The following is a 26,001-nucleotide window of genomic DNA, read 5'->3' as shown; positions in this document are numbered from 1 at the left end:
CGGGCTCTACGCCGCCCGGACCTCGTGCTCCGCCGCTCCGTGCGGGCAGGGGCGGCGCTGTGCGGTCCCCCGGCGCAGGAAGCGGGGCAGCGCGAGGGTGACGAAGCCCTCGGCCTGCATGGCCGCGAAACCGATGCGGGGGAGGTCCTTGGAGGAGCGGTAGACGACGAAGCGGGGCTCCCAGCGGGGGCGGAACTTCGCGTTGAACTTGTACAGGGACTCGATCTGGAACCAGCGCGACAGGAAGACGAGCAGGCCGCGCCAGGCGCGCAGTACAGGGCCCGCGCCGATCTTCTCGCCGCGCGCGAGTGCCGCGCGGAACATCGCGAAGTTGAGCGAGACCCGGGCGATGCCGAGTTTGGGGGCGGCCTGGAGGGCGGCCACGATGAGCAGCTCGTTCATGCCGGGGTCGGCCGAGCGGTCGCGGCGCATGAGGTCCAGGGAGACGCCGTCCTTGCCCCAGGGGACGAAGTGGAGGACGGCCTTGAGGTCTCCGTAGGCGCCCGGTTCGTCGTCAGCCTTGTGGGCGGTCGCGATCAGACAGTCGCCGTCGTCGGGGTCACCGATGCGGCCGAGCGCCATGGAGAAGCCGCGTTCGGTGTCGGTGCCGCGCCAGTCGTCGGCGGCGCGCTGTACTCGCTCCAGTTCGCGCTCCCCCAGGTCACGCACGCGCCGTACGCGCGTCTCGTAGCCATTCCGCTCGATCCGCTTGACCATCTGGCGTACGTTGCGCATCGCACGCCCGGACAGGGAGAAATCCGCGACATCCACCACCGCCTCGTCGCCCAGTTCGAGGGCGTCCAGGCCGGTCTCCCGGGTCCAGACCTCGCCGCCCGTCTCGGAGCAGCCCATGACAGCGGGCGTCCAGGAGTGCGCCTTGGCCTCGTCCATGAAGCGCTCGATCGCGCCGGGCCAGGCCTCCACGTCGCCGATCGGATCACCGCTTGCGAGCATCACTCCGGAGACGACGCGGTAGGTGACCGCCGCCTTGCCGCTGGGGGAGAAGACGGCGCCCTTGTCGCGGCGGAGCGCGAAGTGGCCGAGCGAGTCGCGTGCACCGTGCTTGTCGAGCAGGGCGCGCAGCTTCGTCTCGTCGTCCTCGGTGAGGCGCGCGGCCGGGTGTTCGGGGCGGAAGGCCAGATAGATGGTGGTGATCGCGGTGAGCAGGCCCAGGGCGCCCAGCGAGTAGGCGACCGTCCAGGACGTCCGTCCGTAGTAGTCGACCGGGCCCTCCTGGCCGAACAGGCCGTACAGGACGTGCGTGAGGCGGTCCGTGATGCTCGGGTCGCCGACGACCCTGCCCGGGTGGACGCTGACGATGACCAGGCCGAGGACGATGGAACCGGCCCCGAGGAGCACGAAGTTGGCGAGCGCCCGCCAGCGGCTGCGCGGGTCGGGCAGCGCGGCGAACTCACGCGGGTGGCGCAGCAGCAGCGCGAGGAGCGCGAGCGAGATCAGTACGCCGATGACCGAGTGCCGGTAGGTGAACTGGGCCACGGCACCTGCCGGGAGCAGCACCACGGCGGCCCGCCAGGCCCGCCGTTTGCGGCGGCGCAGGCCGTGCGCGAGCAGCAGCAGGAGCACACCCGTGCTGAGCGCGAGCGCGGCGGCGAAGGGGCCGAGCGCGCCGGGCAGCACCTCGGCGATAGCGTGCATCCGGCTGTTGCGGAAGCGGGGGAAGACACCGGCCGCGACGTTCAGCAGGCCCACGAGCGTGCAGGCGCGGGCGACGAGGGCCGGTACGGCCTCGGGGCGGGGGCCGCGGAGCAGCCGTCCGAGTCTGCCGTCACGGAGCCCGCCGGTACGGCGCCGGCCTTCGGGGCGGCTGCCCTCACTCTCCGGAACCCCGCCCGACTTTTCCGCATCTATCCTGACAGACATCGCATCCCGTGGTTCTGCGAGAGAGCTTCAATCCGGCACCAAAACGGCATCCGGCGACATTGCGCCCTCTAGGACGGTCCTTCCGGTGATCGGGTTCACTCCCGACCGGAAAACCATAGAAAAAGAACGACGGAACAGGCAGAAAGCGTAGGCAGAGCACCCCATGGGTCTGACGAGCAAAGCGGTCCTCGCGTTGGCGGTTCTCCTCGCCGTCATGCTGTTCATCGGCACGGTATGGCTCTGGCCGCGCCTGGCCAGGCGGTCCTGGCGGGCCGTCACCGGCCGTATCGGGCTCCTCATCGCCACGCAGCTGGCGATCTTCGCCTCGGTCGGTCTCGCCACCAACCAGGCCTTCGGCTTCTACGCCACGTGGGCGGATCTCTTCGGCCAGGAGACGAGCCCCGGTGTCGTCGTCGACCACGATCCAGCCAAGGGCGGGACACCCGTCGACGTGCGCAGCACCCGGCCCGTGAACGTGCCCGGCGGCGACAGGCCGTCGACCGCCGGGCAGATCCAGAAGGTCGTCGTCAGCGGGAAGGAGTCGGACATAGCGAGCCCCGCGTACGTCTACCTTCCGCCCGAGTACTTCCAGCCGCGGTACAAGGACCGCAGGTTCCCGGTGTCCGTGGTCCTGACGGGTTACCCCGGCACCGCCGAGGCCCTGGTCAAGGGCCTGCACTACCCGCAGACCGCCCATCTCCTCGCCAAGCGCGGCCGGATGCAGCCGATGATTCTGGTGATGATGCGGCCCACCGTGGCGCCGCCGCGGGACACCGAGTGCGTGGACATCCCCGGCGGTCCGCAGACGGAGACGTTCTTCGCCAAGGACCTGCCCGATGCCATCTCCGCGCACTACAGGGCGGGCAGGACCGCGGGCAGCTGGGGCGCCATCGGCGACTCCACGGGCGGTTACTGCGCCCTGAAGCTCGCCGTGCACCACCCCGACGTGTACGCGGCGGGGGCGGGCCTCTCCGCGTACTACAAGGCGCCGATCGACGTCACGACCGGTGATCTCTTCCGGGGCGACAAGGAGTTGGAGCGGCGTGCCGACCTCATGTGGTACCTCGACCACATGCCGCCGCCCAAGACGTCTCTCCTTGTCACCACCAGCAAACAAGGAGAGGACAACTACAAGGACACCAAGGCGTTCATCGGCAAGGTGAAGTCGCCGACCCGGGTCTCGTCCATCACGCTCGACAGCGGCGGGCACAACTTCAACACGTGGCGCCGTGAGATCCCCGCGACACTGGAGTGGATCAGCGGGCGGGTGAACGCCAAGTAGGCGGCCGAACACCAAGTAGGCGGCCGAACGACAAGCAGAGGGTCGGCTTCCGGTCGGTTGTCGGGGCTTCAGCTCTTGCCGATGGCCGTGATGGTCTCCAACTCGACATCGCCGCGCGCGATGTCGCGCGCGTCCGCCGCTGTCGACCTGCGCAGCGCCTCGTGCAGCCGGGCCGGGGTCAGGATGCCGAGGAAGCGGCCCTCGCTGTCCTTGTCGATGACCGCGATCCAGCCCGCGTCGTGCTGGAGCATCGTCGCGAACGCCTGCTTCAGGGTCGCGCCCACCGGCAGCCACGCCTCCATGCGGCGCGCGTGGTCCCTGACCGTCCCCGGGCCGCCGTGCGCGTGCTCGGCGGAGATCCAGCCGTGCAGGTTGTTCTCGCCGTCGAGGACCACGGCCCAGCGGGCTTCGAGCTTCGCGGGCAGCGGGTCGTCCAGGTGCAGGACGGGCGGCTGCTCCAGGTCGCCCTCCTCGATGGGCGTCACGGAGAGGCGCTTGAGGCCGCGGTCCGCGCCGACGAAGTCCGCCACGTAGCCGTTGGCCGGTGCGCCCAGGATCGTCGACGGGGTGTCGAACTGCTCGATGCGGCCGTTTCCGTAGACGGCCATGCGGTCGCCGAGGCGGACCGCCTCCTCGATGTCGTGCGTGACGAAGAGAACGGTCTTGCGGACGGCCTGCTGAAGGCGGAGGAACTCGTTCTGCAGGTGCTCGCGCACCACGGGGTCGACGGCCCCGAACGGCTCGTCCATCAGGAGCACGGGCGGATCGGCCGCGAGCGCGCGGGCCACACCGACACGCTGACGCTGGCCCCCGGAGAGCTGCTCGGGGTAGCGGTCGCCGAAGGTCGCGGGGTCGAGGCCGACCAGGTCGAGGAGTTCGGCGGCACGCTCGCGGGCCTTGGCGCGCTTCACGCCGAGGAGATGCGGGACGGTCGCCGTGTTCTCCAGGACCGTTTTGTGCGGGAAGAGGCCGACTTGCTGGATGACATAGCCGATACGGCGCCGGAGTTGGACCGGGTCGATGGTCGATATGTCATCGTCCTCGACGAATATCCGGCCCTCGCTCGGCTCGATGAGACGGTTCACCATCTTCATCGTCGTCGTCTTGCCACAGCCCGACGGTCCTACGAGCGTGACCAGTTCGCCCTCGTTGACCTCGAAGGACAGGTCGTCGACGGCCGTGGTGCCGTCCTCGTACCGCTTGGTGACGTGCTCGAACCGGATCATGATTCCCCATTGTTGCGGGCGATATGTAAAGCCCATGTTGCGCCAGTACGACGAGTCTCGGCGATTGTCAGTGCTGCGCGTTAGGGTCGCCAGACGGCCTCAGAAATCGGGACTCGGGGGGAGTGGGGCGCGATGAGCGAGCAGAACTGTCTGGTGACGAACGACTGGATCTGCGGTGAGTACGTCCGCTCACGCAGCCAGGAACTGATCGACGCCACCGTGCAGCACGTGGGCATCACCGCGGCCTCGGTCGCCATCGGCGTCGCCGTCTCGCTGCCGCTCGCGCTGCTCGCGCGGCGCTGGCGCTTCCTCGCGGGCCCGATCCTCGGCCTGACGACCGTGCTGTACACGGTTCCCTCGCTCGCGATGTTCTCGCTCCTGCTGCCCTTCTTCGGGCTCTCGGCCTCGCTGGTCGTCACGGGCCTCGTGCTGTACTCCCTGACGATCCTGGTGCGGAACATCCTGGCGGGGCTCCAGGCCGTGCCGGAGGAGGCGCGGGACGCGGCCAAGGGCATGGGGTACGGCCCGCTGCGGCTGCTGTGGGAGGTCGAGCTGCCGCTCGCGCTCCCCGCGTTGCTCGCCGGCGTCCGCATCACCACGGTCGCGACGGTGGCACTGACGACCGTGGGGGCGATCGTCGACTACGGAGGCCTTGGTTCGCTCATCCTCGACGGCCTCGACACGACCTTCAAGGCGCAGGTGCTCACCGCCTCCGCGCTCTGCGTGCTGCTCGCCGTCGTCGCCGACCTGCTCCTCCTCGCCCTTCAGCGGTGGCTGACGCCCTGGACGCGCGTCCACCGCATACGTACGAAGCGTTCCGCCCGCGCGAAGCGCCCGGCCAAGGTGGCTGAACCTGCATGAACGCGATATCCGGCGCGTACGACTGGCTGACCACGGACGCCAACTGGCAGGGCGAGAAGGGGGTGTGGCACCGGCTCGCCGAGCACCTCTACTTCAGCGGTGTGTGCCTCGCCGTCGCATGTGTGATCGCGCTGCCCATCGCCCTGTACCTCGGCCACATCGGCAAGGGCGGCGCCCTCGCGGTGAACATCTCGAACATCGGCCGTGCGGTGCCGACGCTCGCGGTGCTCGTGCTGCTCACGCTCACCCCGCTCGGCGAGCACGGGGACATACCGACGCTGATCGCGCTCGTGCTCTTCGCGGTGCCGCCGCTCCTGACCAACGCCTACATCGGGATGAGCGAGGTCGACCGGTCGGTGGTGGAGGCGGCGCGGGGCATGGGTATGAGCGGCCGCCAGTTGTTCGCGCGGGTCGAGCTGCCCCTCGCGTACCCACTGATCATGACCGGAGTCCGGTCCGCCGGCGTGCAGGTCGTCGCCACGGCGACGCTGGCCGCCATGGCGGGCGAGGGGGGCCTCGGCCGGATCATCACGGCCGGGTTCAACCTGCAGAACACGCCCCAGGTGGTGGCGGGAGCGCTGCTGGTGGCGGTGCTCGCGCTCTGCGTGGAGGTGGTGCTCGTCGTGGTGGGGAAGGTCTTCAATCCCATGCGCGGGCGCTCGGGGGTCGCGCAGTGATCTTCGAGCGGCAGTTTCCGGTGTGGGCGGCAGTTTCCAGTGTTTCCCAAGGCTTTCGAAATGGTGGTTCACCGATGAACAGCACAACGCGTCGCGCGCGACGGATGGCAGGGGCGGCCGTGGCCGTCGTGGCGTTGACCGCGGGGCTCACCGCGTGCGGCGGTGACAGCCTGGAGAAGGACGGCAAGGGCGGCGACAGCGCGGGCGATTCGGGCGGCAAGGGCAAGATCGTGGTCGGCACCGCCCGTTTCACCGAGCAGAAGGTGCTCGCCGAGCTCTACGTGGGAGTCCTCGAGAACGCCGGGTACGACGCCGAGGTCAAGACCGTCCAGAACCGCGAGGTCTACGAACCCGAGCTCAAGAAGGGCGCGATCGATGTCGCTCCCGAATACGCGGCGACGCTCGCGGAGTTCCTCAACCTCGGCAAGAACGGCCCGAAGGCGAAGCCGGTCGCCTCGAATGATGTGGACGCCACGGTGACCGAGCTGAAGAAGCTCGCCGAACCGCTCGGCCTGAAGATCCTTCCGGTCGGTGAGGCGGTCGACCAGAACGCGTTCGCGGTGAGCAAGGAATACGCGAAGGAGCACAAGCTCAAGACGCTTTCCGATCTTGGTAAGTCCGGCGAGAAGGTCAAGATCGCCGCGAGTGACGAATGCGAGTCGCGGCCGTTCTGCGCTCCGGGGCTGAAGAAGAAGTACGGCATCGACGTCGCGGGAATCGATCCCAAGGGCGTCGGCACCACGCAGTCCAAGCAGGCCGTCAAGAACGGCACGGACCAGCTGGTGCTGACCACGACCACCGACGCGACGCTCGACAGCTTCGGCCTCGTGGCCCTTGAGGACGACAAGAAGCTGCAGAACGCGGACAACATCCTTCCGGTGGTGAACGCCAAGGACGCGGGCGGCAAGGCGATAGCCGACGCGCTCGGGAAGCTGACCAAGACGCTGACGACGGAAGATCTCGCGGAACTCGACCGGAAGGTCGATGTGGAGCGGCAGAAGGAAGCCGATGTCGCCGAGGAGTATCTGGAGTCGAAGGGATTGATCAAGAAGTAGCGCGGCCGAAGGCGGCATCCTCGAAGTGGCTCGGCCGAAAATGGAGTTGAGTGGCCGAAGAGGAGCGACAAGGGTGAGGAGTCGGCACTGTGGCGTTGTCATTTTGGCGGGCGGGGCACCAGAGTTCGCCCACGCGCGGTAAGTTTCTGGCCATGCCACGTGGACGTCACCGCCATTCCCCACCCCTGCACAGGCTGCTTCCTCCCTCGACGGTCGCCAGCCTCTCTCTTGTCTGCGCCGGTGGCGCCTGGCTGTTCGCGGAACCCGTCGTGCTCCGCGGCCTGGTCGCCGCCGCGGCCGCGGCGACCGTCGTGGGCTCGGTCGTCATGCGCCGCTGGGACCTGGCGGCGGGCAAACGCGTCGCCGAGCTCGAGCGCGGCCGCAAGAGCGACGAGTGGCGTTACGAGGAACGCATAGCCGAGTGCGAGTCCGATCTCGACGAGTCCCGCGAGCTGCGGGGCCGCCTGGAGACCAAGCTGCGGTCCAAGCGGGCCGAGCTGGCCGCCCTGCGCAACGAACACGCGGCGCTGCTGCGGCGGTACGCGACCGCGGAGACCGAGCGGGCGAGCGCCCTCGAGGGGCGCCGCCTCCTTGCCATCGAGGCGTCCGCTCCGGTGCGGGCGTTGCCGCCGGCTCCGGTCCGGGAGCAGGCACCGGTTCCCGCGCAGACCCAGGCCCGGGTCGAGGCACCGGCTCCCGTCGTGCGCCCGGGGGCGATCGCGCCTCCGTCGTTGTACGAGCGGGCGAACACGGCGCTCGACCGCATGGCGCCGAAACCTTCCCGCGGCGGTGTGGCTTCCCGCCCGAGTGCGGACGGGGACGAAGCGCGGGGGAAGTCCGGGGCGGCCGAGGGGTACGGCGGGCATGAGCGCGCGGTCGCCGTCGCGCCGCCCGCGCAGAGGCTTCGTCCGGCCGTCCAGGGAGGCTTCGACTTCTTCGGTACGAAGAGCGAGGCGAGCGCCGGGGCGCTGGAGTCCGTACAGAACGTGGACCTCGCCGACGTGGTGGGCGAGGAGGCACTCGCCGTGCACAAGGCGGAGGCCGAGGCGGAGTTCAAGAGGGCGCCCGAAGGCGATGCCGAGCGGGGCGTGGGCCAGGTCATCGACCTGACGGCACATGACGAGACCGAGCAGATCGATGTGGCGGAGCTGCGGACGGCGCTACGGGCGTAGGCGGACGGCGCTACGGGCGTACTACGGGCGTAAGCGGGCCCTGCGGGGCTCTCCCTCGTCCCACCTCTTCCCGGAACCGGGGCTCCGCCCCGGACCCCGTACGAGATGGCCTCGAACAAGAGGGCCTCGAACGCCGACCGGGCTGAAGGACTTCAGCCCCTCCCGTCACGCCATCCACCGGTCAGGGCGCGCCGTCCTGCGCCCGGTACGGGACCTCTCCGCCTGCGCGGACAGCAGCGCGACCGCCTCCCCGGCGGGACGCAGCCGCGCCGTCACCGTCTTGTTCGCACCCGTGTCCACCTGTACGTCCGCCACCCCCTTGAAGCGCTCCCAAGGCCCCTGCGTGAGCCGCACGCTCTGCACCTTCGCGTGCGGCACCAGGGACAGGCGCCGCCGCAGCAGGCCGTGCCGCGCCGCGAACACCGTGTCCGTCACCGCGAGGCCGTACCCCTTCCACCACACAGGAAGGCACCACGCGGCCCGCGCGGGAGGGCGGATGAGCTCGGCCGCGGCCGGAACCCGGACGCCCGGCAGGATCCGCGCGATCACGGATTCCGCGACCTCCCGTGACGCGACGGGGACCAGGACGCCGTTGGACGAACCCGCCACGTCCAGTTCGACCCGCACCCATCCGCGCCGCCGCCACAGCCACGGCTCCACGACGCGCACCGTCTGGACCCGCCCAGGAGGCACCGTCTCGTGCGCCTTGTCGAGCAGCCCGTGGTCGATGCGCAGGCCGTCGGGGGACTCGCCCACCTTCCAGTCGTACTCCGCGATGAACCGCCCCACGCTGCTGGCGAACGCGCCGCCCAGCATGGGAAGTCCGGTCGCGAGGACCGTCCACAGGTTGTGGGTGGCGAACCACAGGAAGGGCGGCACGATCAGCGTGGCGACGAGCATGCCCCACGTCGTGCCGGTCAGGAGCAGGGAGATCGCGAGCATGCGCGGCTGTACGTGCACCAGGTTGTTGACCGGCGCCTCACCGACCTCGCGGGCCGCATCGGGCGCGAAACCGGCCGCTCGCGCGAGGAGTTCGGCCCGCAGGACGGAGGCCTCCTCCTGGCCCAGATAGGCCAGTTCGTCCTTCTTCTCCGCCCCGACGACATCCAGCTTGAGCTTGGCGACGCCCGCTATGCGGGCCGCGAGCGGCTGTGTCACGTCCACGGCCTGGAGCCGGTCGAGCCGGATGTGCGCGGTACGCCGGAAGATCAGCCCCGTGCGGATGCGCAGTTCGGTGTCCGTGACGGCGAAGTGCGTGAACCACCAGCTCATGAAGCCGTAGAGGGCGCCGCCCAGGAGGACGACGGCGATCCCGGCGAGGATCTGGCTCACGGGGAGCTCGGACACCCGGCGCTGTGTGCCGCTCGGGTCGTGCACCGCGAGGCCCACGAGGACCGCCACCGGCGCCCAGGCCCTGCGCAGGGGTGTGACGGGGTGCAGACGCCGTTCTCGTACGCTCTCGGTGCCCGGTGCTGTCTCTTCCCCCGCCACCTCCTGTACGCCGCTCACAGCCCCGCCGAGCGGGCCTCGCCCAGCTCGGTGAGCCGGTCGCGCAGGCGCTCGGCCTCCTCGGGGATGAGGCCGGGGATGCGGGCGTCCGTGGCGGCGGCCGCCGTGTGCAGCTGCACGCTGGCCAGGCCGAAGTGCCGCTCCACGGGACCCGATGTCACCTCGACGAGCTGCATGCGGCCGTACGGGACGATCGTCTCCTCGTGCCAGAGCACGCCCCGGCTGATCAGGAGGTCGTCGGCCCGTTCCGCGTACCGCCAGGAGCGCCAGTTGCGCCCCAGCATCGGCCAGCCCCAGGCCACGAAGGCCAGCGGAAGGGCCGCGAAGGCCGCCCACACGGGCCCGGCGAAGATCCCCAGGAGCACCCCGACGGCCACCGCGAGCGGCACGAACCACACCACGAGGAGCAGTCGCCGCATGCGCAGCAGCCCTCGTGGCAGCCCGGTCCACACCGGCTCCGCCTCCGACTGTCCCGGCTGTGCCGACTCCGCTGGCTGTGCCGGCTGTGCCGTCCCCGTTTCCATGCCTCAAGCGTACGTAGCCGAGGTGACAGTCGCGTAGGAGCGCGCGTACGAGAGAATGCGCGCATGAGCCCCACGACGGAGACCACGCTCGGCATCGGCGGCGCCGCGGAGAGCACCGACATGGTGCTCAACATCGGGCCCCAGCACCCGTCCACGCACGGAGTGCTGCGCCTGCGGCTCGTCCTCGACGGCGAGCGGATCGAGCAGGCGGAGCCGGTCATCGGCTATATGCACCGCGGCGCGGAGAAGCTCTTCGAGGCGCGTGACTACCGGCAGATCGTGGTGCTCGCCAACCGGCACGACTGGCTTTCCGCGTTCTCGAACGAACTCGGCGTCGTCCTTGCCGTGGAGCGGATGCTCGGCATGGAGGTGCCCGAGCGCGCCGTCTGGATGCGTACGCTCCTCGCCGAGCTGAACCGCGTCCTCAACCACCTGATGTTCCTCGGTTCGTACCCGCTCGAACTGGGCGGGATCACCCCGGTGTTCCACGCGTTCCGGGAGCGCGAGGAGCTCCAGAACGTGATGGAGGAGATCTCCGGCGGCCGCATGCACTACATGTTCAACCGGGTGGGCGGCCTCAAGGAGGACCTGCCCGCCGGATGGGCCACGCGCGCGCGTGCGGCTGTCGCGTCCGTCCGCTCCCGGATGGACGTCTACGACAAGCTGGTCCTCGGAAACGAGATCTTCCGCGGTCGTACGCGCGGCGTCGGAGTGCTGTCCCCGGAGGCCGTGCACGCCTACGGAGTGAGCGGTCCCATCGCCCGCGCCTCCGGAGTCGACTTCGACCTGCGCCGCGACGAGCCCTACCTCGCGTACGGGGAGCTCCAGGACACCCTGAAGGTCGTCACGCGGCAGGAGGGCGACTGCCTGGCCCGCTTCGAGTGCCTCCTGGAACAGACCCACGTCGCCCTCGACCTCGCCGACGCCTGCCTGGAGCGGCTCGCCGAGCTGCCGCAGGGGCCGATCAACCAGCGCCTCCCGAAGGTGCTCAAGGCCCCCGAGGGCCACACGTACGCGTGGACCGAGAATCCCCTCGGCATCAACGGCTACTACCTGGTCTCCAAGGGCGAGAAGACCCCGTACCGCCTCAAGCTCCGCTCGGCGTCGTACAACAACATCCAGGCTCTCGCCGAACTGCTGCCCGGCCAGCTCGTCGCCGACATGGTGGCGATCCTGGGATCACTGTTCTTCGTGGTCGGCGACATCGACAAGTAGCGGGTCGTCCGACCCCATCGGCTGGATCAGCCAGCCGAAGTCGCCGAGCCCGCCCGGAGCGGTCAGCTCGGCAGCCTCTCCCGCGCGCGTGAGGGCCTGTACGTACGCCACCGGATCGCTGGAGGCCAAGGAGAGGGGCGGGCGGCCACCGCTCACCCCCAGGGCGTTCAGGGCCGCACGCTGGGTCAGCCGTGCGGCTCCGGGCAGCGCGCACGCGTCCAGTGCCACATGGGCCGTGATGTCGCACGTGCCGTCCGGCACGGGCGTCGTCTCGCGGCCCGCGCGAAAGCCGGTCAGGGTGCCGAAGGGCGGCCGTCCGGCGCGGTCGTGCGCGTAGTCGATCGCGACGGCCAGGCCGCGCGTCAGCGCCGCCGACGCGCTCGCCCACGCCTCGTCCCTGGGGCGGCCGATCTCCGCGCGCAGGCCCGGCTCCGGGGCGAGCGGCCACCAGCGCGCGAGCCACTCGGCGTCCGGCCCTTCGACGGGGCCGCCCAGCGATTCGGTGCCGTCGTCGCGTACGAGAACACGGCGGACGACACCGTCCGGCGCGACCTCGGCGACATCCAGAGGGACGTTGTCCAGCCACTCGTTGGCGAACAGCAGGCCCGTGACGCCGTCCGGCGCCCGGCCGCACCACTCGACGCGCGGGTCGAGCCCCTCCGGGCGCTCGGCCCGCTCGACCGCGAAGGCACGCGCGCGTGCCGCCACGTCGGCGGGCAGTGTGGCGAGGACGCCCGCGGTCAACTCGCCGCGGCCCGCGCCAAGATCGACGAAAGCCAACTCGTCCGGGTGGCCGAGCGCCTCGTCCACGCGGCACAGCAGCCGGGCCACCGCGCCCGCGAAGAGCGGCGACGCGTGCACCGACGTACGGAAGTGCCCCGCGGGTCCCTCGGGGCGCAGATAGAAGCCGTCGGGCCCGTAGAGGGCGGCCTCCATGGCCTCCTGCCAGCCACGCCGCGCGTCTTTCCGTTCGCCCCGGACCTCGTTCGTCACGCGAGAAGGCTAAGCGGCCTCCACCTTGGGGAGTACACGCGAGCGATACGGATCGGCCCTCCGGTTGACCCCGGAGGGCCGAACCGCTGCCTACGCTGGGTTACGTGCAACGCGTCTATGACTTCTTCCGCAGACACCCGACCGGGGTCGATGGCTTCTGGGCCGTCGTCCTGCTCGGGATCTCCGGCATCGGTCTGGTCTCCACCGCCGAGGGATCAGGCGATGACCCGGCGGTCCTGGCTGCCGTCATCGTCCTCGGAATGTCCGTGGTGGTGGCACTGCGCCGCAAGTACACCGAGAAGATGCTGGTGCTCACCGTCGTCCTCGGGGTCGTCCAGCTGATCTTCGACATCAAGACCATGCCCGCCGACTTCGCGATGCTGGTAATCATCTACACGGCGTCGGCCGACGGTGCGAAGTGGGCCTCGCGGTTCGCCCTGATCGGCGGCCTGTGCGCGGCTCCGCTTTCGTCGATGCGCTGGCCGGTGGAGTCCATAAGCGCCTTCGGGAACGTCCTCTACTCGGTCTTCCAGATGGTGCCCTTCGCCCTCGCCTGGGTGCTCGGCGACTCCATCCGCACCCGTCGCGCCTACTTCGCCCAGCTGGAGGAGCGCGCCGACCGCCTGGAGAAGGAGCGGGCCGCGCAGTCCAAGGTCGCGGTGGCGGCCGAGCGGGCCAGGATCGCGCGCGAGCTGCACGACGTGGTCGCGCACAACGTCTCGGTGATGGTCGTCCAGGCCGACGGCGCCGCGTACGTCCTCGACGCGGCCCCCGAGCAGGCCAAGCAGGCCCTGGAGACCATCTCGGGCACCGGCCGCCAGGCGCTCGCCGAGATGCGCAGGCTGCTCGGCGTGCTGCGCACCGGCGAGCACGAGGAGAGCGGTGAGTACGTTCCGCAGCCCGACGTCGAGCAGCTCGACGAGCTCATCGAGCAGGTGCGCACGGCCGGTCTCCCGGTCGACTTCAAGGTCGAGGGCACCCCGCGCCCGCTGCCGAGCGGCGTGGAGCTCACGGCCTACCGCATCGTGCAGGAGGCGCTCACCAACACCCGCAAGCACGGCGGCGAGAACACCGGCGCGAGCGTGCGCCTGGTCTACTTCGACGACGGCCTGGGGCTGCTCGTCGAGGACGACGGCAAGGGCGCGCCGCACGAGTTGTACGAGGACGGCGGCGCCGACGGCAGCGGGCACGGCCTGATCGGCATGCGGGAACGCGTCGGCATGGTCGGCGGCACCCTGGACGCGGGTCCGCGCCCGGGCGGCGGCTTCCGCATCAGTGCGCTGCTCCCGCTCAAGCCCGCACATTGACACCTGTCACCGATCTGTCCACGCCCTAGGCTCGTGGCCACACCGATTCGCTCATGAATTCGCCCGTGAATTCGCTCATGAACACATCCAGAACAGATTCAGGAGAGGGCCCTTGATGTCGATCCGCGTCATGCTCGTCGACGACCAGGCGCTGCTGCGCACCGGGTTCCGCATGGTTCTCGCCGCACAGCCCGACATGGAGGTCGTCGCGGAGGCGGGCGACGGTGTCGAGGCGCTCCAGGTGCTGCGGACGACCGAGGTCGACGTGGTGCTCATGGACGTACGCATGCCGAAACTGGACGGGGTGGAGACGACCCGGCGCATCTGCCAGGACGAGAACCCGCCGAAGGTCCTCATCCTGACGACCTTCGACCTCGACGAGTACGCCTTCTCGGGGCTCAAGGCGGGCGCCTCCGGTTTCATGCTGAAGGACGTGCCTCCGGGGGAGCTGCTCGCCGCGATCCGCTCCGTGCACAGCGGTGACGCGGTGGTCGCGCCGTCCACGACGCGGCGCCTCCTCGACCGCTTCGCGCCGATGCTGCCGAACGCGGGCGGGCAGCCGCAGCTCAAGGAGCTCGAGCGGCTCACGGACCGCGAGCGCGAGGTCATGATCCTGGTCGCCCAGGGACTTTCGAACGGGGAGATCGCGGCGCGGCTCGTCCTGTCGGAGGCCACGGTGAAGACCCACGTGGGGCGCATCCTGACCAAGCTCGGGCTGCGGGACCGGGTGCAGGTGGTGGTCCTCGCGTACGAGACGGGTCTGGTGCGGGCGGGCGGCGGGGCGGCCTGACGGCTGTCCTGACGGACTGCCCTGATCGCGGGCGGCTGTGCGGGGTCTTCGACCTAGGGGAGCCGCGGAGTCAGCGCAGGATGCCCTCCAGGAAGTCGCTGCCGAGGCGGGCCACCACGGTGACGTCCAGCTGGTGCAGCACGTACCGGCCGCGCCGTGCCGTGGTCACCAGGCCCGCCTTCTTCAGGAGCGTGAGGTGCCGGGAGACCTCCGGCGCCGTGAGCCCGGTGGCGTGGGCCAGCTCGCCGGTGCTGAAGGGCGCGCGGGCCATGTCGCGGCACAGCCGCAGGCGCACGGGGTGGGCCAGGGCTGTCAGCCGCCGCTCCAGGGTCTCCACGGAGGTGGGCTTGGCCAGGTCAGGGGTGGACACGGGGTAATGGATCACCGGGCGCCAGCCCGGGGCGTGCAGGACCATCAGGTGCGGCCAGGCGAAGTGCGAGGGCACGAACGTGAGCCCCGCCCCCAGGGTGTGGTCCAGGGCCGTCGTGGAGCCCGGCACCAGCTTGTCCGCGGTGATGCGGCGTCCATCGGCGTCCACCGAGAGCGCCGCCGACACCGAGGCGAGCACCTCGGCCAGGCCCTTGTGGCGCAGTATCTCGGTCTTGTGCCGGGCGTCTGCGGCCAGTTGGACACGCACCCGCCGCCAGGTGTCGGCGAAGAACGCCTCGTCGCAGTCCTCCAGGAGGCGGCGCAGCCAGGCCCGGACGGCGTGCGGATCGGTCAGGAGCCGCTCGGCGAAGTCCAGCTGCCGGGTGCCGCGCGTGGCGGCGAGCTCCAGGGCGCGGGCGCCCCTGACGGGGTCGGTGAGCGGCGAAGGGCCGCCTTCGTTGTACGTCGTGCCGCAGGTGAACTCCAGGGCCGCCATGACGAATCGCTCGTCGTCCAGGCGGTCGAGCAGGTCGAGCTCCTCGGCGAGCGTCGCTCCCGGCCTGCCGTCGCCGTCCACGAGGCCCGCGAACGGCATGAAGACGTCCGAGAAGGAGTTCCGCCACAGGAAGTCCGCCTCGCACAGCCGGTCGGCGAGGTCCGGCTTGAGACAGGCGGTGGTCGCCGTGGCCCAGCCGTGCAGACCCGGATGGTGTCCCGGCTCGGACAGCGCGTGCAGGGCAACGCCCAGCTCGGCCAGGGGCGAAGGGTCGAAGAAGATCCGCTCCTGCGGCAGGCCCGCGATCTCGATGTGCACGCTCATGGAGCCATCGTGCACCGCGCCACTGACATCCCAGCCGCCGATTGACGGCCGGTGTCAATCGGCGCGACGGCGGCTCGGTGACGGGCGCAGTCTGTGGTGACCGGGTCGGCATCCACAGCGGCCCATCGCGACCCACTCCCGCCACTCCTGCGCCGACTCTGCTTCCCGTCGTCCCATGGGTGCCCGATAAGTACCATTTGTCTTGAGAGGCGAACCCGTCATGAGCATCACGCAGCAGTACCTTCTCGACAGCTACCGCGCCGCCCAGCACGACGAACGCACCCCGCCCGCCCCCGGTCAGCAGGACTGGCAGGTCGTCCGCGAGGTGCGCGACTACGGACGCTTCCGTGCCGTCGTCGAGGAACGCCCCGCCCACGGACGGTTCCGCGCCGCCCTGGCCGGCTTCGTCGCCCGCGCCGGGCTCAGCCGGGGATCCTCCGTACGAACTCCGCGACCGCATCATTGACGTCGTCGGGCGTCCACTCCAGGCCCGCCTCGGTCACGGTGACCTCCGTGACCGAGAGGCCGGGCGGCCCGTCGGGGAACCAGCGGCTGAACAGGTGGGTCTTGGTCTCCTCCGCCTGCCCGAGCGCGGCCTCGGTCAGGACCTCGGCGTCGTACGGCAGCCAGACCTGGAACTGATGGGTGTGCGGCTGCTCGGGGTGCACGCGCGACCAGGGCACCCCGGCGGCCGCGAACCCCTCGCGCAGCGCGTCGGCGACCACGCGCGCGTGGGCGACGTAATCCGGCAGGCGCGGAAGCGTGTTCCTCAGTCCGAGCAGGGCGGCGACGGCGGCCGGGTACTGCTGGAAGACCAGGCCGCCGTAACGGTGCCGCCAGGTCTTCGCCTCGTCGATCAAGGTGCGCGGGCCCGCGAGCGCCGCGCCGCTCAGGCCGTCCAGGGACTTGTAGAACGACACGTACACGGTGTCCGCGAGCCCGGCGATCTCCGCGAGGGGGCGGCCGAAGTGCGGCGTGCACTCCCACAGGCGCGCACCGTCGAAGTGCACCACGGCGTCGCGTTCGCGGGCCGCCTCCACGACCTCTACGAGCTCCTCCCAGGACGGCAGGACGAAACCGGCGTCCCGGAGCGGCAGTTCGAGCATCAGCGTCCCGAAGGGCTCTTCGAAGTCCCGTACTTCCTCGGCCGTCGGCAGCCGCGGCTCGCTCGTCGGATGCACCGTGCGCAGGCCGCTCACCACGTGCAGGGCGCCCCTTTCGTGCACCTCGGGGTGGGCTCTCGGGTGCAGGGCGACGGTCGCGTCGCCCGTGCGGCCCGCCCAGCAGCGCAAGGCGACCTGCTGGGCCATCGTGCCGGTCGGGAAGAAGGCGGCGGCCTCCTTGCCGAGCAGCCGGGCGACCTCGTCCTCCAGGCGGCCGACGACGGCGTTGCCGTAGAGGTCGACGGGCTCGTCAGGACCCACGACCTCCGAGGCCGCTTCCGCGAGTGCCGAGAGCCGCGTGGCGAGCGGGGCGTGCGCGGACCAGCGGTGGAGGGTCCGGTCGGCGCCGAATCCCGCGGCCCGGCGGCGGGCGGCCAGCAGGTCCTCCGCGCTCGCCTCGGCTCCGTCGCCGTCCGCCGGCTGCTCCGGCCCCGGTGCTTCGTCGTGTGACGTCATCCCCCGAGCATGCCGTGCGGTCGGCCGCCGGTCATATCAATACCCACAGCCTGTGGACAGCGCAGGACGCGGCGCGGGCCAATCGCGTTAGCATGACGAGAAATCGTCCGGTACCCCGAGCGGACTGGAACGGGAAGGCGTCATCGCGTGAACGCACCTCATCAGCCAGACCCGCGGGACCGCCCCGCGAGGCTCACGGTGGGCGTCGTGGGAGCGGGCCGTGTCGGCCCCGCGCTCGCCGCGGCACTCCAGCTAGCCGGGCACCGCCCGGTCGCCGCGTCAGGAGTCTCGGAGGCGTCCGTGAGACGCGCGGCACTCCTGCTGCCCGACGTCCCCCTCGTCACGCCCGCCCAGGTCCTGGAGCGCGCCGACCTGGTCCTCCTGACCGTGCCGGACGACGCCCTGCCGAGCCTCGTGGAAGGCCTCGTCGAGACCGAAGCGGTCCGCCCCGGCCAGCTCATGGTGCACACCTCGGGGCGGTACGGCACCAAGGTGCTGGAGCCCGCGCTGCGAGCAGGCGCCCTGCCGCTCGCCCTGCACCCCGCTATGACGTTCACCGGCACCCCCGTCGACGTGCAGCGCCTTGCGGGCTGCTCCTTCGGCATCACCGCCCCCGAGGAGCTGCGCCTCGCCGCCGAGGCACTGGTCATCGAGATGGGCGGCGAGCCCGAATGGATCGCCGAGGAGTCCCGCCCGCTCTACCACGCGGCCCTCGCGCTCGGTGCGAACCACCTGGTCACGCTGGTCGCCGAGTCCATGGACCTGCTCCGTGACGCGGGCGTGCAGGCCCCCGACCGGATGCTCGGCCCGCTGCTCGGAGCCGCCCTGGACAACGCGCTGCGCTCCGGCGACGCCGCCCTCACCGGACCCGTCGCGCGCGGGGACGCGGGCACAGTCGCCGCGCACGTCGCCGAGCTGCGCAAGCACGCGCCGCAGACCGTCGCCGGATATCTGGCGATGGCCCGCGCGACCGCCGACCGGGCGCTCGCCCACGGACTGCTCAAGCCCGAGCTCGCCGAGGACCTCCTGGGAGTCCTGGCCGACGGAGGGGACGGGAGCGGCGCCGGGGGAGGGACACGATGACCAGCCTGGTGCACACCGCCGAACCACTGCGCACGCGCACGCGTGCGGGCCGCCGGGTCGTCGTCATGACCATGGGAGCCCTGCACGAGGGCCACGCCACGCTGATCCGCACCGCACGCCGCATAGCCGGCGAAGAGGGCGAAGTCGTCGTCACGGTCTTCGTGAACCCCCTCCAGTTCGGCGCGGGCGAGGACCTCGACCGCTACCCCCGCACGCTGGACGCCGACCTCAAGATCGCCGGACAGGAAGGCGCGGACTTCGTGTTCGCCCCGTCCGTCGAGGAGGTCTACCCGGGCGGCGAACCGCAGGTCCGGATCAGCGCGGGCCCCATGGGCACCCTCCTCGAAGGGGCAACCCGCCCCGGGCACTTCGACGGCATGCTCACGGTCGTCGCCAAGCTGCTGCACCTCACACGGCCCGACGCGGCGCTGTTCGGACAGAAGGACGCCCAGCAGCTCGCCCTCATCCGCCGCATGGTGCGGGACCTGAACTTCGGCGTCGAGATCGTCGGCGTACCCACCGTGCGCGAGGACGACGGCCTGGCCCTCTCCAGCCGCAACCGCTATCTCTCCCCGGCCGAGCGGCGCACCGCACTCGCGCTCTCCGGTGCTCTCTTCGCGGGCCGCGACCGGCACGCCGCGCAGGAAGCCCTCCACGCGCGGGCCGCGCTGGCCCCCGTCACGCACGCGCGCGCCGATGCCCTGAACGCCCTGGGGGAGTCCCGCGCCGCGGCCGACACCCACGCCCTGGCCCAGTCCGTCACGCCGGCCGTGCCCGGCGGCCCCGCGGCCGTCCGCGCCGCCGCCCGGCAGGTCCTCGACGAGGCGGCCCGCCGCCAACCCCCGCTGGAGCTCGACTACTTGGCCCTTGTCGACCCGGCCGATTTCACGGACGTACAGCCGGGCCACATCGGTGAGGCGGTCCTCGCCGTAGCCGCCAGGGTCGGCGCGACCCGTCTGATCGACAACATTCCGCTCACGTTCGGAGCCACCGCATGAGTGCCACCGGAATACGTCTGCACGCCCCCGCCCCCGGCTGGTCCCTGGCCGCCGACATCGTCGTCGTCGGCTCCGGAGTGGCCGGACTGACCGCTGCCCTGCGCTGCTCGGCGGCGGGCCTGAAGACCGTCGTGGTCACCAAGGCCAGCCTGGACGACGGCTCCACGCGCTGGGCCCAGGGCGGCGTCGCCGCGGCGCTCGGCGAGGGCGACACCCCCGAGCAGCACCTGGACGACACCCTCGTGGCGGGCGTCGGGCTCTGCGACGAGGAGGCCGTGCGCACCCTGGTCACCGAGGGCCCCGACGCCGTGCGCCGCCTCATCGAGACCGGCGCCCACTTCGACACAGGACCCGAAGGCGACATCGAGCTGGCCCGCGAGGGCGGCCACCACCGCCGCCGCATCGCGCACGCGGGCGGCGACGCGACCGGCGCGGAGATCTCCCGCGCCCTGGTCGAAGCGGTACGCGCGCGTGGCATACCGACGGTCGAGAACGCCCTGGTCCTCGACCTCCTCACGGATGCCGAAGGACGCACGGCCGGTGTCTCCCTGCACGTCATGGGAGAGGGCCAGCACGACGGCGTGGGCGCCGTCCACGCTCCCGCGGTCGTCCTCGCCACCGGCGGCATGGGCCAGGTCTTCTCGGCGACCACGAACCCCTCCGTGTCGACGGGCGACGGCGTCGCGCTCGCCCTGCGCGCGGGCGCCGAGGTGAGCGACCTGGAGTTCGTGCAGTTCCACCCCACCGTGCTCTTCCTTGGCGCCGACGCGGAGGGTCAGCAGCCGCTGGTCTCCGAAGCGGTGCGCGGCGAGGGAGCCCACCTCGTGGACGCGGACGGCGTGCGTTTCATGGTCGGCCAGCACGAACTCGCGGAGCTCGCGCCCCGGGACATCGTGGCCAAGGGCATCACGCGGCGCATGCAGGAGAAGGGCGCCGAGCACATGTACCTGGACGCCAGGCACTTCGGCGCCGACATGTGGGAGAACCGCTTCCCGACGATCCTCGCCGCCTGCCGCGCCCACGGCATCGACCCGGTGACCGAGCCCGTCCCCATCGCCCCGGCCGCGCACTACGCCTCCGGCGGCGTCCGCACCGACCCGCACGGCCGCACCACGGTCCCGGGCCTGTACGCCTGCGGCGAGGTCGCCTGCACCGGCGTCCACGGCGCCAACCGCCTCGCCTCCAACTCCCTCCTGGAGGGCCTGGTCTACGCCGAGCGCATCGCCGCGGACATCGCGGCACGGCACGCGGAGAAGACCCTCCCCGCGCTCTACGCGGCGGTTCCCGTCCCCGTGCCGACCCCCGCACCGGTGACCCACCCCGACACCCCCGCGCACCCCCTGCTGCCCCCCGAGGCCCGTTTCGCCATCCAGCGCGTGATGACCGACGGCGCCGGAGTGCTCAGGTCCGCCGACTCCCTCTCCGACGCCGCGGCCCGCCTCGCCCGCATCCACGCCGAGGCGGCAGGCGCGCTCGCCGAGGACGGCAAGACCGCCGAGCCCGGCGTCGACACCTGGGAGACCACCAACCTCCTGTGCGTGGCCCGCGTCCTGGTGGCCGCCGCACAGCGCCGCGAGGAGACCCGCGGCTGCCACTGGCGCGAGGACCACCCCGACCGCGACGACGAGGCCTGGCGGCGCCACATCGTCGTACGCCTGAACGCGGACCGGACCCTGGCGGCGCACACGACAGAGTCCTCCGACTTCCCGCCGACCAGTCCCGGCCCCAGCCCCAGCCCCAGTTCCAGTCCAAGCTCCAGTTCCAGTCCAAGCTCCAGCCTCAGCCCGAGTCCGGGCCGCCCAAGTCCCCAGGAGAAGTGACCGTGAGCACCCCCGACGACCTCCCTCTCGCCCCCACAGGCGGCGGCTGCGGCGATGCCTGCGGCTGCGGCTCGGACGACGCGTACGACCCCCTGGAGTGCGGCCTCGACCCCGCCCTCGCGCAGCTCCTGACCGACGCGGGGCTCGACCCCGTACAGGTCGAGGACATCGCGCACATGGCGATCGAGGAGGACCTGGACGGCGGCGTTGACGTCACCTCGGTCGCCACGATCCCCGAAGAGGCCGTCGCCACCGGCGACTTCACCGCGCGCGAGGCCGGCACGGTCGCCGGTCTGCGCGTCGCCGAAGCCGTCATCTCCCTCGTCTGCACGGACACCTTCGAGGTCGAGCGGCACGTGGAGGACGGCGACCGGGTGGAGGCGGGCGCCAAGCTGCTCAGCGTCACCACCCGCACCCGCGACCTGCTCACCGCCGAACGCACCGCGCTCAACCTCCTGTGCCGCCTCTCCGGCGTGGCGACGGCCACGCGCGCGTGGGCCGACGCACTCGACGGCACGAGCGCCAAGGTCCGCGACACCCGCAAGACGACGGCCGGTCTTCGCGCCCTGGAGAAGTACGCGGTGCGCATGGGCGGCGGCGTGAACCACCGCATGTCGCTCTCCGACGCGGCACTGGTCAAGGACAACCACGTGGTGGCCGCGGGAGGCGTGGAGCAGGCCTTCAAGGCCGTGCGCGCCGCCTTCCCCGACCTTGCCGTGGAGGTCGAGGTCGACACCCTCCACCAGCTGCGCGAGGTCGTGGACGCGGGCGCCGACCTGATCCTCCTGGACAACTTCACGCCGGGCGAGACCGAGGAGGCCGTGGCCATCGTGGCGGGCCGCGCGATCCTGGAGTCCTCGGGCCGCCTCACCCTGGAGAACGCCCGGGCGTACGCGGACACGGGCGTGGACTTCCTCGCGGTGGGCTCCCTCACCCACTCCTCGCCGATCCTGGACATCGGCCTCGACCTGCGCCCGTCCGTCTCCCACCACTCTTCCGAGGAAGCGCTTCGCGCGCTTTCCGATGGCGCGGAGTGACGACGACATGCTGCTGACCATCGACGTCGGAAACACCCACACCGTCCTCGGCCTCTTCGACGGCGAAGAGATCGTCGAGCACTGGCGCATCTCCACCGATGCCCGCCGCACGGCGGACGAACTCGCCGTGCTCCTGAACGGCTTGATGGGCATGCACCCGCTCCTCGGCGAGGAGCTCGGCGACGGAATCGACGGGATCGCCATCTGCTCGACGGTCCCCTCCGTCCTGCACGAACTGCGCGAGGTCACCCGTCGCTACTACGGAGACGTGCCCGCCGTCCTCGTGGAACCCGGCATCAAGACCGGCGTACCGATCCTCATGGACAACCCCAAGGAGGTCGGCGCCGACCGCATCATCAACGCGGTCGCGGCGGTCGAGCTCTACGGAGGCCCCGCCGTCGTCGTCGACTTCGGCACGGCGACGACGTTCGACGCGGTCTCCGCGCGCGGGGAGTACACCGGTGGCGTCATCGCCCCCGGCATCGAGATCTCCGTCGAGGCGCTCGGTGTGCGGGGCGCCCAGCTCCGCAAGATCGAGCTGGCCCGGCCGCGCAGCGTCATCGGCAAGAACACCGTGGAGGCCATGCAGTCGGGCATCCTGTACGGCTTCGCGGGCCAGGTCGACGGCGTCGTGCAGCGCATGGCCCGCGAACTGGCCGGTCCGGGCGGCGACCCCGACGACGTCACGGTCATCGCGACCGGCGGCCTCGCGCCCATGGTCCTGGGCGAGGCGTCGGTCATCGACGAGCACGAGCCGTGGCTGACCCTCATCGGCCTGCGCCTGGTCTACGAGCGGAACATCGCCCGGAGTTGAGCGCTCCGGTCGCGGCCTCTGAGGTCGGCGGCTCATAACTGGCGGCTCATAAGCGGGGCTTGCGCGCACAACCCCGCGCGCCATACAAGAGTCTGCGCAGGGACGGGACTTGGGCGGGTTCGAGCGGGCGTGGAGATAATGGGGCGTAGGGGACGACTGGCCGCGACAGTGGCGGCCGGGGTGCTGGCCGGGCTCGCCGGACCGGCCACGGCGGCGTGCGCGGTCACCGGTTTCGACGGCGGGCCCGGGGGCGGTCGTGCGGCGCACACAGTGACGTACGCGGTGACGCGGACCGTGACGCACGCGGGGATGTACGCGGGGACGCATGCGGTGACGTACGCGGTGGACGACTCCACCGGCGGCTCGACCGCGACGGTGTCCCCGTCCGCCGCCCCCACCACCACGGCCACCTCCAGCACGTCGGCCGACGCCCGGGACGACCCCGCCGACGGCCCTGACGGCACCATCGCGGACACCGGCGCGGGCGTGCTCCCCTGGATCACGGTCGGCGCGGCCGGGGCCCTCGGGGTCGGCGCGGTCGTCTTCGCGATGATCCGCCGCCGCTCGGAGTGAACCGGCAGCCACGCGAGGCGTTGCCACCCGAGCGGCAGCCACCCGAGCGGTAGCCACGCCACATATTGGCGTTAAGCGGATTTTGTCCGTTTAACACGTATCTTCGGCTCATGCCCACGCCATATGGATCTCGCGGCGGCATGGCCTTCGGTACGGAGGAGCTGCGTGTGCTCCGCCGCGCTCTGGCCCTCGCCCTGCATCCAAGACCCGCCTCCGCCGAAGACATCCAGGACTGCCACCGCCTCGCCGACGCCGTCGACGAGGCGGTGAGCGAGGGCGCCAGGCTCCGCGCCTTCCTGCTGGCCGACCTCGCCCGCTACCGGGCGGCCCTGCCCGGCACCACGACCGGCTACCTCGCACTCCTCGAGGACGTCCTCGCCTCCGGCTACCAGCCGGGCCCCGACGACCTCGCCGCGCTGCGCGCCCTGCGCGGCAACCCGGTCGCCGCCGCCCTCCTCGATCGCTGCCGGACCGTCGCCGAACGGGCCGTACGCGACCGCCTGGCGGGCCGGTCCCCTACGTCCGCCACGTCCGCCCCGGCGCCCCGCCCCCTCGTTCCCGCCTCACGCACGCGCCTGCTCGCCCTCCCCGGCGGCCGGAGCGAGCGCGATGACCGGGCGGCGCCGAAGCCCGGTACGCCGAGCGCCCCGCCGACGAAGCCGGCCGCTCCCGAACCGCCCCGCCCCGTGCCGACCCCGGCCGAGGTCTTCCCGCCCAAGCGCAGACCGACGGACCCGCCGCACCAGCTCGCCGCGGGCTAGCTACTCTGGGGGGCATGGAATACGTCTCCGCGCTCCTGCCCCCCGTAGTGATGGCCGTGTTCTTCGGCGGTCTCATCGTGACGATCGTGAAGACCCAGGGCGGCGCCAACAAGGCCAAGGAAGACGCGGCCGTCGACGCCGTGATCGCCCGCGCCGAAGGCGCCCAGCAGACCCCCAAGGCCTGACTGACCAGCCCTGGCCAGCCCTGATCGCCGGTGACCCGAGGTCACCACCCGCACACTCTTGGCGTACGACTCGCTCACATTCCGAGTCGTACGCCCTTTTTGTTGGGGAAATGCCCCCTCCGCCACGTCCGTCATGGGATTAGTGACATCTCCCACTATTGTTCTGGTGTGCCTCGCCCCTTGGGAGAACTCGAAGACTCAGTCATGACACGGGTGTGGAAGTGGAACCGCCCCGTGACCGTTCGAGAAGTCCTGGAAGACCTTCAGCAGGAACGGTCCATCGCGTACACCACCGTCATGACCGTTTTGGACAATCTTCATCAGAAGGGCTGGGTGCGCCGTGAAGCGGAAGGCCGCGCCTATAGATATGAGGCGGTCTCCACTCGGGCCGCCTACGCCGCCGCACTGATGAACGAAGCATGGTCGAGGAGTGACAACCCCGCCGCCGCTCTCGTCGCCTTCTTCGGGATGATGTCGGCGGAACAGCGTGAGGCACTCAGTGACGCGATGCGCATCATCGGCCCGGCCGCTCAAGCCCCTCTCTCCGAAGGCGCCGTCACTCAAGCCCCGGGCAACCCCGTTCAAGCCCCGGAGAACCCCGTTCAAGCCCCGGAGAACCCCGTTCAAGCCCCGGAGAACCTCGGCCAAGCTCTGGAGAACCCCGGCGCGGCTGAGCCCGAAGCAGAGCGATAGCGTCCGCTCATGCCAGCAGAACCCCCTGAACTCAGCGCTAAAGCAGTCTCCGTACGCCGGGCGCGCACAGCCGATGTGCCGGTCGTGCGCAACCTCCTCGACTCCTACGCCCGCCAGGGGATCCTGCTCGACAAAGCGACGGTCGCGCTTTACGAGTCCATCCAGGAGTTCTGGGTGGCGGAACGCGACGACAACGCCGACGTCGTCGCCTGTGGTGCCCTGCACGTGATGTGGGAAGACCTCGCGGAAGTACGCACTCTCGCGGTGAACCCCGATGTCAAGGGCGCCGGAGTGGGTCATCAGGTGTTGGGGAAGTTGCTGCAGACCGCTCGTTGGCTCGGAGTCCGACGGGTTTTCTGTCTCACCTTCGAAGTCGACTTCTTCGCGAAGCACGGGTTCGTGGAGATCGGTGAGACACCTGTCGACGGAGATGTCTACAGCGAGCTGCTGCGTTCCAAAGACGAGGGTGTCGCGGAGTTCCTCGGCCTCGAACGAGTGAAACCGAACACCTTGGGCAACAGTCGGATGCTTCTGCATCTGTGATCGTCGCCGGTATTCCGGGCTGTCCGCTGCCCGGGTTCCCTATGTCCGAAACGCGCATGTTTCCTGGGTTCCCGTGGTCATCGGTCTCTCCCGGGGGTTTGTGTTTTTCCAGCAAAAGCGGTTTGCTTTCCGACGTACTGCAGTACTGCATATAACAGGGGGCGGCGATTCAGCGGCTCGCGCCGTTCGATCCG

At 71.0% G+C, this 26,001-nt stretch carries 26 protein-coding genes; 19 read left to right on the top strand and 7 right to left on the bottom strand.

The window, feature by feature from the left end; all coding sequences use genetic code 11:
- Window positions 1–6: 6 nt before the first annotated feature.
- Complete coding sequence (locus tag ACZ5CR_RS19130) at window positions 7–1,881, bottom strand: phosphatidylglycerol lysyltransferase domain-containing protein (protein ID WP_468858956.1); 1,875 nt, start codon at window positions 1,879–1,881, stop codon at window positions 7–9.
- Window positions 1,882–2,044: 163 nt separating this feature from the next.
- Here ACZ5CR_RS19130 and ACZ5CR_RS19125 point away from each other — a divergent pair, with 163 nt between their 5' ends.
- Window positions 2,045–3,163: an alpha/beta hydrolase gene (locus ACZ5CR_RS19125; protein WP_468858954.1), complete on the top strand. Its 1,119-nt coding sequence runs from the start codon at window positions 2,045–2,047 to the stop codon at window positions 3,161–3,163.
- Between the two features lie 68 nt (window positions 3,164–3,231).
- On the opposite strand, the gene ACZ5CR_RS19120 is transcribed toward ACZ5CR_RS19125, so the two are convergent.
- Entirely contained in the window at window positions 3,232–4,389 is a 1,158-nt protein-coding gene (locus tag ACZ5CR_RS19120; protein ID WP_389901681.1) for an ABC transporter ATP-binding protein, read from the bottom strand.
- Window positions 4,390–4,521: 132 nt separating this feature from the next.
- Here ACZ5CR_RS19120 and ACZ5CR_RS19115 point away from each other — a divergent pair, with 132 nt between their 5' ends.
- The 4 genes from ACZ5CR_RS19115 (at window position 4,522) to ACZ5CR_RS19100 (ending at window position 8,154) form a co-directional block, all read left to right on the top strand.
- A complete protein-coding gene (locus ACZ5CR_RS19115) occupies window positions 4,522–5,250 on the top strand; it encodes an ABC transporter permease (RefSeq protein WP_389901679.1) in 729 nt (242 codons plus the stop codon).
- Window positions 5,247–5,927 (top strand): ABC transporter permease, encoded by a 681-nt coding sequence (locus ACZ5CR_RS19110; protein WP_468858952.1) that lies wholly within the window; start codon window positions 5,247–5,249, stop codon window positions 5,925–5,927. The genes ACZ5CR_RS19115 and ACZ5CR_RS19110 overlap by 4 nt, the downstream gene beginning before the upstream one ends.
- Before the next feature lie 74 nt (window positions 5,928–6,001).
- Complete coding sequence (locus ACZ5CR_RS19105; RefSeq protein WP_468858949.1) at window positions 6,002–6,982, top strand: ABC transporter substrate-binding protein; 981 nt, start codon at window positions 6,002–6,004, stop codon at window positions 6,980–6,982.
- A 152-nt stretch (window positions 6,983–7,134) separates the two neighbouring features.
- Window positions 7,135–8,154: a hypothetical protein gene (locus tag ACZ5CR_RS19100; protein ID WP_468858946.1), complete on the top strand. Its 1,020-nt coding sequence runs from the start codon at window positions 7,135–7,137 to the stop codon at window positions 8,152–8,154.
- Window positions 8,155–8,319: 165 nt separating this feature from the next.
- On the opposite strand, the gene ACZ5CR_RS19095 is transcribed toward ACZ5CR_RS19100, so the two are convergent.
- Together ACZ5CR_RS19095 and ACZ5CR_RS19090 are read right to left on the bottom strand one after the other, a co-directional pair.
- The gene (locus tag ACZ5CR_RS19095; RefSeq protein WP_468858944.1) at window positions 8,320–9,663 is read right to left on the bottom strand and encodes a PH domain-containing protein; all 1,344 of its coding nucleotides are present in this window, start codon (window positions 9,661–9,663) and stop codon (window positions 8,320–8,322) included.
- Entirely contained in the window at window positions 9,660–10,187 is a 528-nt protein-coding gene (locus tag ACZ5CR_RS19090; protein ID WP_468858941.1) for a PH domain-containing protein, read from the bottom strand. Before ACZ5CR_RS19090 ends, ACZ5CR_RS19095 begins: the two co-directional genes overlap by 4 nt.
- A gap of 63 nt (window positions 10,188–10,250) precedes the next feature.
- On the opposite strand from ACZ5CR_RS19090, the gene ACZ5CR_RS19085 reads away from it, so the two are divergent.
- On the top strand, window positions 10,251–11,402 hold the full coding sequence (locus tag ACZ5CR_RS19085; protein WP_468858939.1) for an NADH-quinone oxidoreductase subunit D: 1,152 nt from the start codon (window positions 10,251–10,253) through the stop codon (window positions 11,400–11,402).
- On the opposite strand, the gene ACZ5CR_RS19080 is transcribed toward ACZ5CR_RS19085, so the two are convergent.
- Window positions 11,367–12,338, bottom strand: coding sequence for an SAM-dependent methyltransferase (locus ACZ5CR_RS19080; protein WP_468859214.1), 972 nt, complete (start codon window positions 12,336–12,338; stop codon window positions 11,367–11,369). The two genes, ACZ5CR_RS19085 and ACZ5CR_RS19080, sit on opposite strands and share 36 nt — an antisense overlap.
- A gap of 161 nt (window positions 12,339–12,499) precedes the next feature.
- Here ACZ5CR_RS19080 and ACZ5CR_RS19075 point away from each other — a divergent pair, with 161 nt between their 5' ends.
- On the top strand, window positions 12,500–13,702 hold the full coding sequence (locus tag ACZ5CR_RS19075) for a sensor histidine kinase (RefSeq protein ID WP_468858936.1): 1,203 nt from the start codon (window positions 12,500–12,502) through the stop codon (window positions 13,700–13,702).
- A 115-nt stretch (window positions 13,703–13,817) separates the two neighbouring features.
- Window positions 13,818–14,492: a response regulator transcription factor gene (locus tag ACZ5CR_RS19070; protein ID WP_468858934.1), complete on the top strand. Its 675-nt coding sequence runs from the start codon at window positions 13,818–13,820 to the stop codon at window positions 14,490–14,492.
- A 70-nt stretch (window positions 14,493–14,562) separates the two neighbouring features.
- On the opposite strand, the gene ACZ5CR_RS19065 is transcribed toward ACZ5CR_RS19070, so the two are convergent.
- The gene (locus tag ACZ5CR_RS19065; protein ID WP_468859212.1) at window positions 14,563–15,675 is read right to left on the bottom strand and encodes a DUF5937 family protein; all 1,113 of its coding nucleotides are present in this window, start codon (window positions 15,673–15,675) and stop codon (window positions 14,563–14,565) included.
- Window positions 15,676–15,901: 226 nt separating this feature from the next.
- Here ACZ5CR_RS19065 and ACZ5CR_RS19060 point away from each other — a divergent pair, with 226 nt between their 5' ends.
- Entirely contained in the window at window positions 15,902–16,147 is a 246-nt protein-coding gene (locus ACZ5CR_RS19060; RefSeq protein WP_468858931.1) for a hypothetical protein, read from the top strand.
- Here the strand turns inward: ACZ5CR_RS19060 and ACZ5CR_RS19055 are convergent.
- Entirely contained in the window at window positions 16,104–17,300 is a 1,197-nt protein-coding gene (locus ACZ5CR_RS19055) for a threonine aldolase family protein (RefSeq protein WP_468858928.1), read from the bottom strand. The genes ACZ5CR_RS19060 and ACZ5CR_RS19055 overlap by 44 nt on opposite strands.
- A gap of 147 nt (window positions 17,301–17,447) precedes the next feature.
- On the opposite strand from ACZ5CR_RS19055, the gene ACZ5CR_RS19050 reads away from it, so the two are divergent.
- From ACZ5CR_RS19050 to ACZ5CR_RS19005, 10 genes are all read left to right on the top strand, one after another.
- Window positions 17,448–18,383: a Rossmann-like and DUF2520 domain-containing protein gene (locus ACZ5CR_RS19050; protein WP_468858925.1), complete on the top strand. Its 936-nt coding sequence runs from the start codon at window positions 17,448–17,450 to the stop codon at window positions 18,381–18,383.
- Window positions 18,380–19,381, top strand: coding sequence for a pantoate--beta-alanine ligase (gene panC / locus ACZ5CR_RS19045; RefSeq protein ID WP_468858922.1), 1,002 nt, complete (start codon window positions 18,380–18,382; stop codon window positions 19,379–19,381). The genes ACZ5CR_RS19050 and panC overlap by 4 nt, the downstream gene beginning before the upstream one ends.
- A complete protein-coding gene (locus tag ACZ5CR_RS19040; RefSeq protein ID WP_468858919.1) occupies window positions 19,378–21,201 on the top strand; it encodes an L-aspartate oxidase in 1,824 nt (607 codons plus the stop codon). The genes panC and ACZ5CR_RS19040 overlap by 4 nt, the downstream gene beginning before the upstream one ends.
- 2 nt (window positions 21,202–21,203) lie before the next feature.
- On the top strand, window positions 21,204–22,238 hold the full coding sequence (nadC, locus tag ACZ5CR_RS19035) for a carboxylating nicotinate-nucleotide diphosphorylase (protein WP_468858916.1): 1,035 nt from the start codon (window positions 21,204–21,206) through the stop codon (window positions 22,236–22,238).
- A 7-nt stretch (window positions 22,239–22,245) separates the two neighbouring features.
- Window positions 22,246–23,052 (top strand): type III pantothenate kinase, encoded by an 807-nt coding sequence (locus ACZ5CR_RS19030; RefSeq protein WP_468858914.1) that lies wholly within the window; start codon window positions 22,246–22,248, stop codon window positions 23,050–23,052.
- Window positions 23,053–23,190: 138 nt separating this feature from the next.
- Window positions 23,191–23,625, top strand: coding sequence for a hypothetical protein (locus ACZ5CR_RS19025; RefSeq protein WP_468858911.1), 435 nt, complete (start codon window positions 23,191–23,193; stop codon window positions 23,623–23,625).
- A 110-nt stretch (window positions 23,626–23,735) separates the two neighbouring features.
- A complete protein-coding gene (locus tag ACZ5CR_RS19020; RefSeq protein WP_468858908.1) occupies window positions 23,736–24,386 on the top strand; it encodes a serine/threonine-protein kinase in 651 nt (216 codons plus the stop codon).
- Window positions 24,387–24,400: 14 nt separating this feature from the next.
- A complete protein-coding gene (locus ACZ5CR_RS19015) occupies window positions 24,401–24,571 on the top strand; it encodes a hypothetical protein (protein WP_365858810.1) in 171 nt (56 codons plus the stop codon).
- A gap of 168 nt (window positions 24,572–24,739) precedes the next feature.
- Complete coding sequence (locus tag ACZ5CR_RS19010) at window positions 24,740–25,264, top strand: BlaI/MecI/CopY family transcriptional regulator (RefSeq protein WP_468858904.1); 525 nt, start codon at window positions 24,740–24,742, stop codon at window positions 25,262–25,264.
- Between the two features lie 9 nt (window positions 25,265–25,273).
- Window positions 25,274–25,807 (top strand): amino-acid N-acetyltransferase, encoded by a 534-nt coding sequence (locus tag ACZ5CR_RS19005; protein WP_383267731.1) that lies wholly within the window; start codon window positions 25,274–25,276, stop codon window positions 25,805–25,807.
- Window positions 25,808–26,001 lie beyond the last annotated feature (194 nt).

This window comes from Streptomyces sp. NPDC031274, assembly GCF_055570235.1.
The sequence above is the reverse complement of the archived record's forward strand: the minus strand, read 5'-3'. Positions and strand labels throughout refer to the sequence as shown.

Excerpts from the sequence above, each read along its gene's own strand:
- ACZ5CR_RS19030 (WP_468858914.1), top strand. The coding sequence starts at position 22,246 with ATGCTGCTGACCATCGACGTCGGAAACACCCACACCGTCCTCGGCCTC.
- ACZ5CR_RS19060 (WP_468858931.1), top strand. The coding sequence starts at position 15,902 with ATGAGCATCACGCAGCAGTACCTTCTCGACAGCTACCGCGCCGCCCAG.
- ACZ5CR_RS19025 (WP_468858911.1), top strand. The coding sequence starts at position 23,191 with ATGGGGCGTAGGGGACGACTGGCCGCGACAGTGGCGGCCGGGGTGCTG.
- panC (WP_468858922.1), top strand. The coding sequence starts at position 18,380 with ATGACCAGCCTGGTGCACACCGCCGAACCACTGCGCACGCGCACGCGT.
- ACZ5CR_RS19120 (WP_389901681.1), bottom strand. The coding sequence starts at position 4,389 with ATGATCCGGTTCGAGCACGTCACCAAGCGGTACGAGGACGGCACCACG.
- ACZ5CR_RS19110 (WP_468858952.1), top strand. The coding sequence starts at position 5,247 with ATGAACGCGATATCCGGCGCGTACGACTGGCTGACCACGGACGCCAAC.
- ACZ5CR_RS19015 (WP_365858810.1), top strand. The coding sequence starts at position 24,401 with ATGGAATACGTCTCCGCGCTCCTGCCCCCCGTAGTGATGGCCGTGTTC.
- ACZ5CR_RS19040 (WP_468858919.1), top strand. The coding sequence starts at position 19,378 with ATGAGTGCCACCGGAATACGTCTGCACGCCCCCGCCCCCGGCTGGTCC.
- ACZ5CR_RS19125 (WP_468858954.1), top strand. The coding sequence starts at position 2,045 with ATGGGTCTGACGAGCAAAGCGGTCCTCGCGTTGGCGGTTCTCCTCGCC.
- ACZ5CR_RS19080 (WP_468859214.1), bottom strand. The coding sequence starts at position 12,338 with ATGGAGGCCGCCCTCTACGGGCCCGACGGCTTCTATCTGCGCCCCGAG.
- ACZ5CR_RS19005 (WP_383267731.1), top strand. The coding sequence starts at position 25,274 with ATGCCAGCAGAACCCCCTGAACTCAGCGCTAAAGCAGTCTCCGTACGC.
- ACZ5CR_RS19105 (WP_468858949.1), top strand. The coding sequence starts at position 6,002 with ATGAACAGCACAACGCGTCGCGCGCGACGGATGGCAGGGGCGGCCGTG.
- ACZ5CR_RS19085 (WP_468858939.1), top strand. The coding sequence starts at position 10,251 with ATGAGCCCCACGACGGAGACCACGCTCGGCATCGGCGGCGCCGCGGAG.
- ACZ5CR_RS19070 (WP_468858934.1), top strand. The coding sequence starts at position 13,818 with ATGTCGATCCGCGTCATGCTCGTCGACGACCAGGCGCTGCTGCGCACC.
- ACZ5CR_RS19130 (WP_468858956.1), bottom strand. The coding sequence starts at position 1,881 with ATGTCTGTCAGGATAGATGCGGAAAAGTCGGGCGGGGTTCCGGAGAGT.
- ACZ5CR_RS19020 (WP_468858908.1), top strand. The coding sequence starts at position 23,736 with ATGCCCACGCCATATGGATCTCGCGGCGGCATGGCCTTCGGTACGGAG.
- ACZ5CR_RS19115 (WP_389901679.1), top strand. The coding sequence starts at position 4,522 with ATGAGCGAGCAGAACTGTCTGGTGACGAACGACTGGATCTGCGGTGAG.
- ACZ5CR_RS19090 (WP_468858941.1), bottom strand. The coding sequence starts at position 10,187 with ATGGAAACGGGGACGGCACAGCCGGCACAGCCAGCGGAGTCGGCACAG.
- ACZ5CR_RS19055 (WP_468858928.1), bottom strand. The coding sequence starts at position 17,300 with ATGACGTCACACGACGAAGCACCGGGGCCGGAGCAGCCGGCGGACGGC.
- ACZ5CR_RS19100 (WP_468858946.1), top strand. The coding sequence starts at position 7,135 with ATGCCACGTGGACGTCACCGCCATTCCCCACCCCTGCACAGGCTGCTT.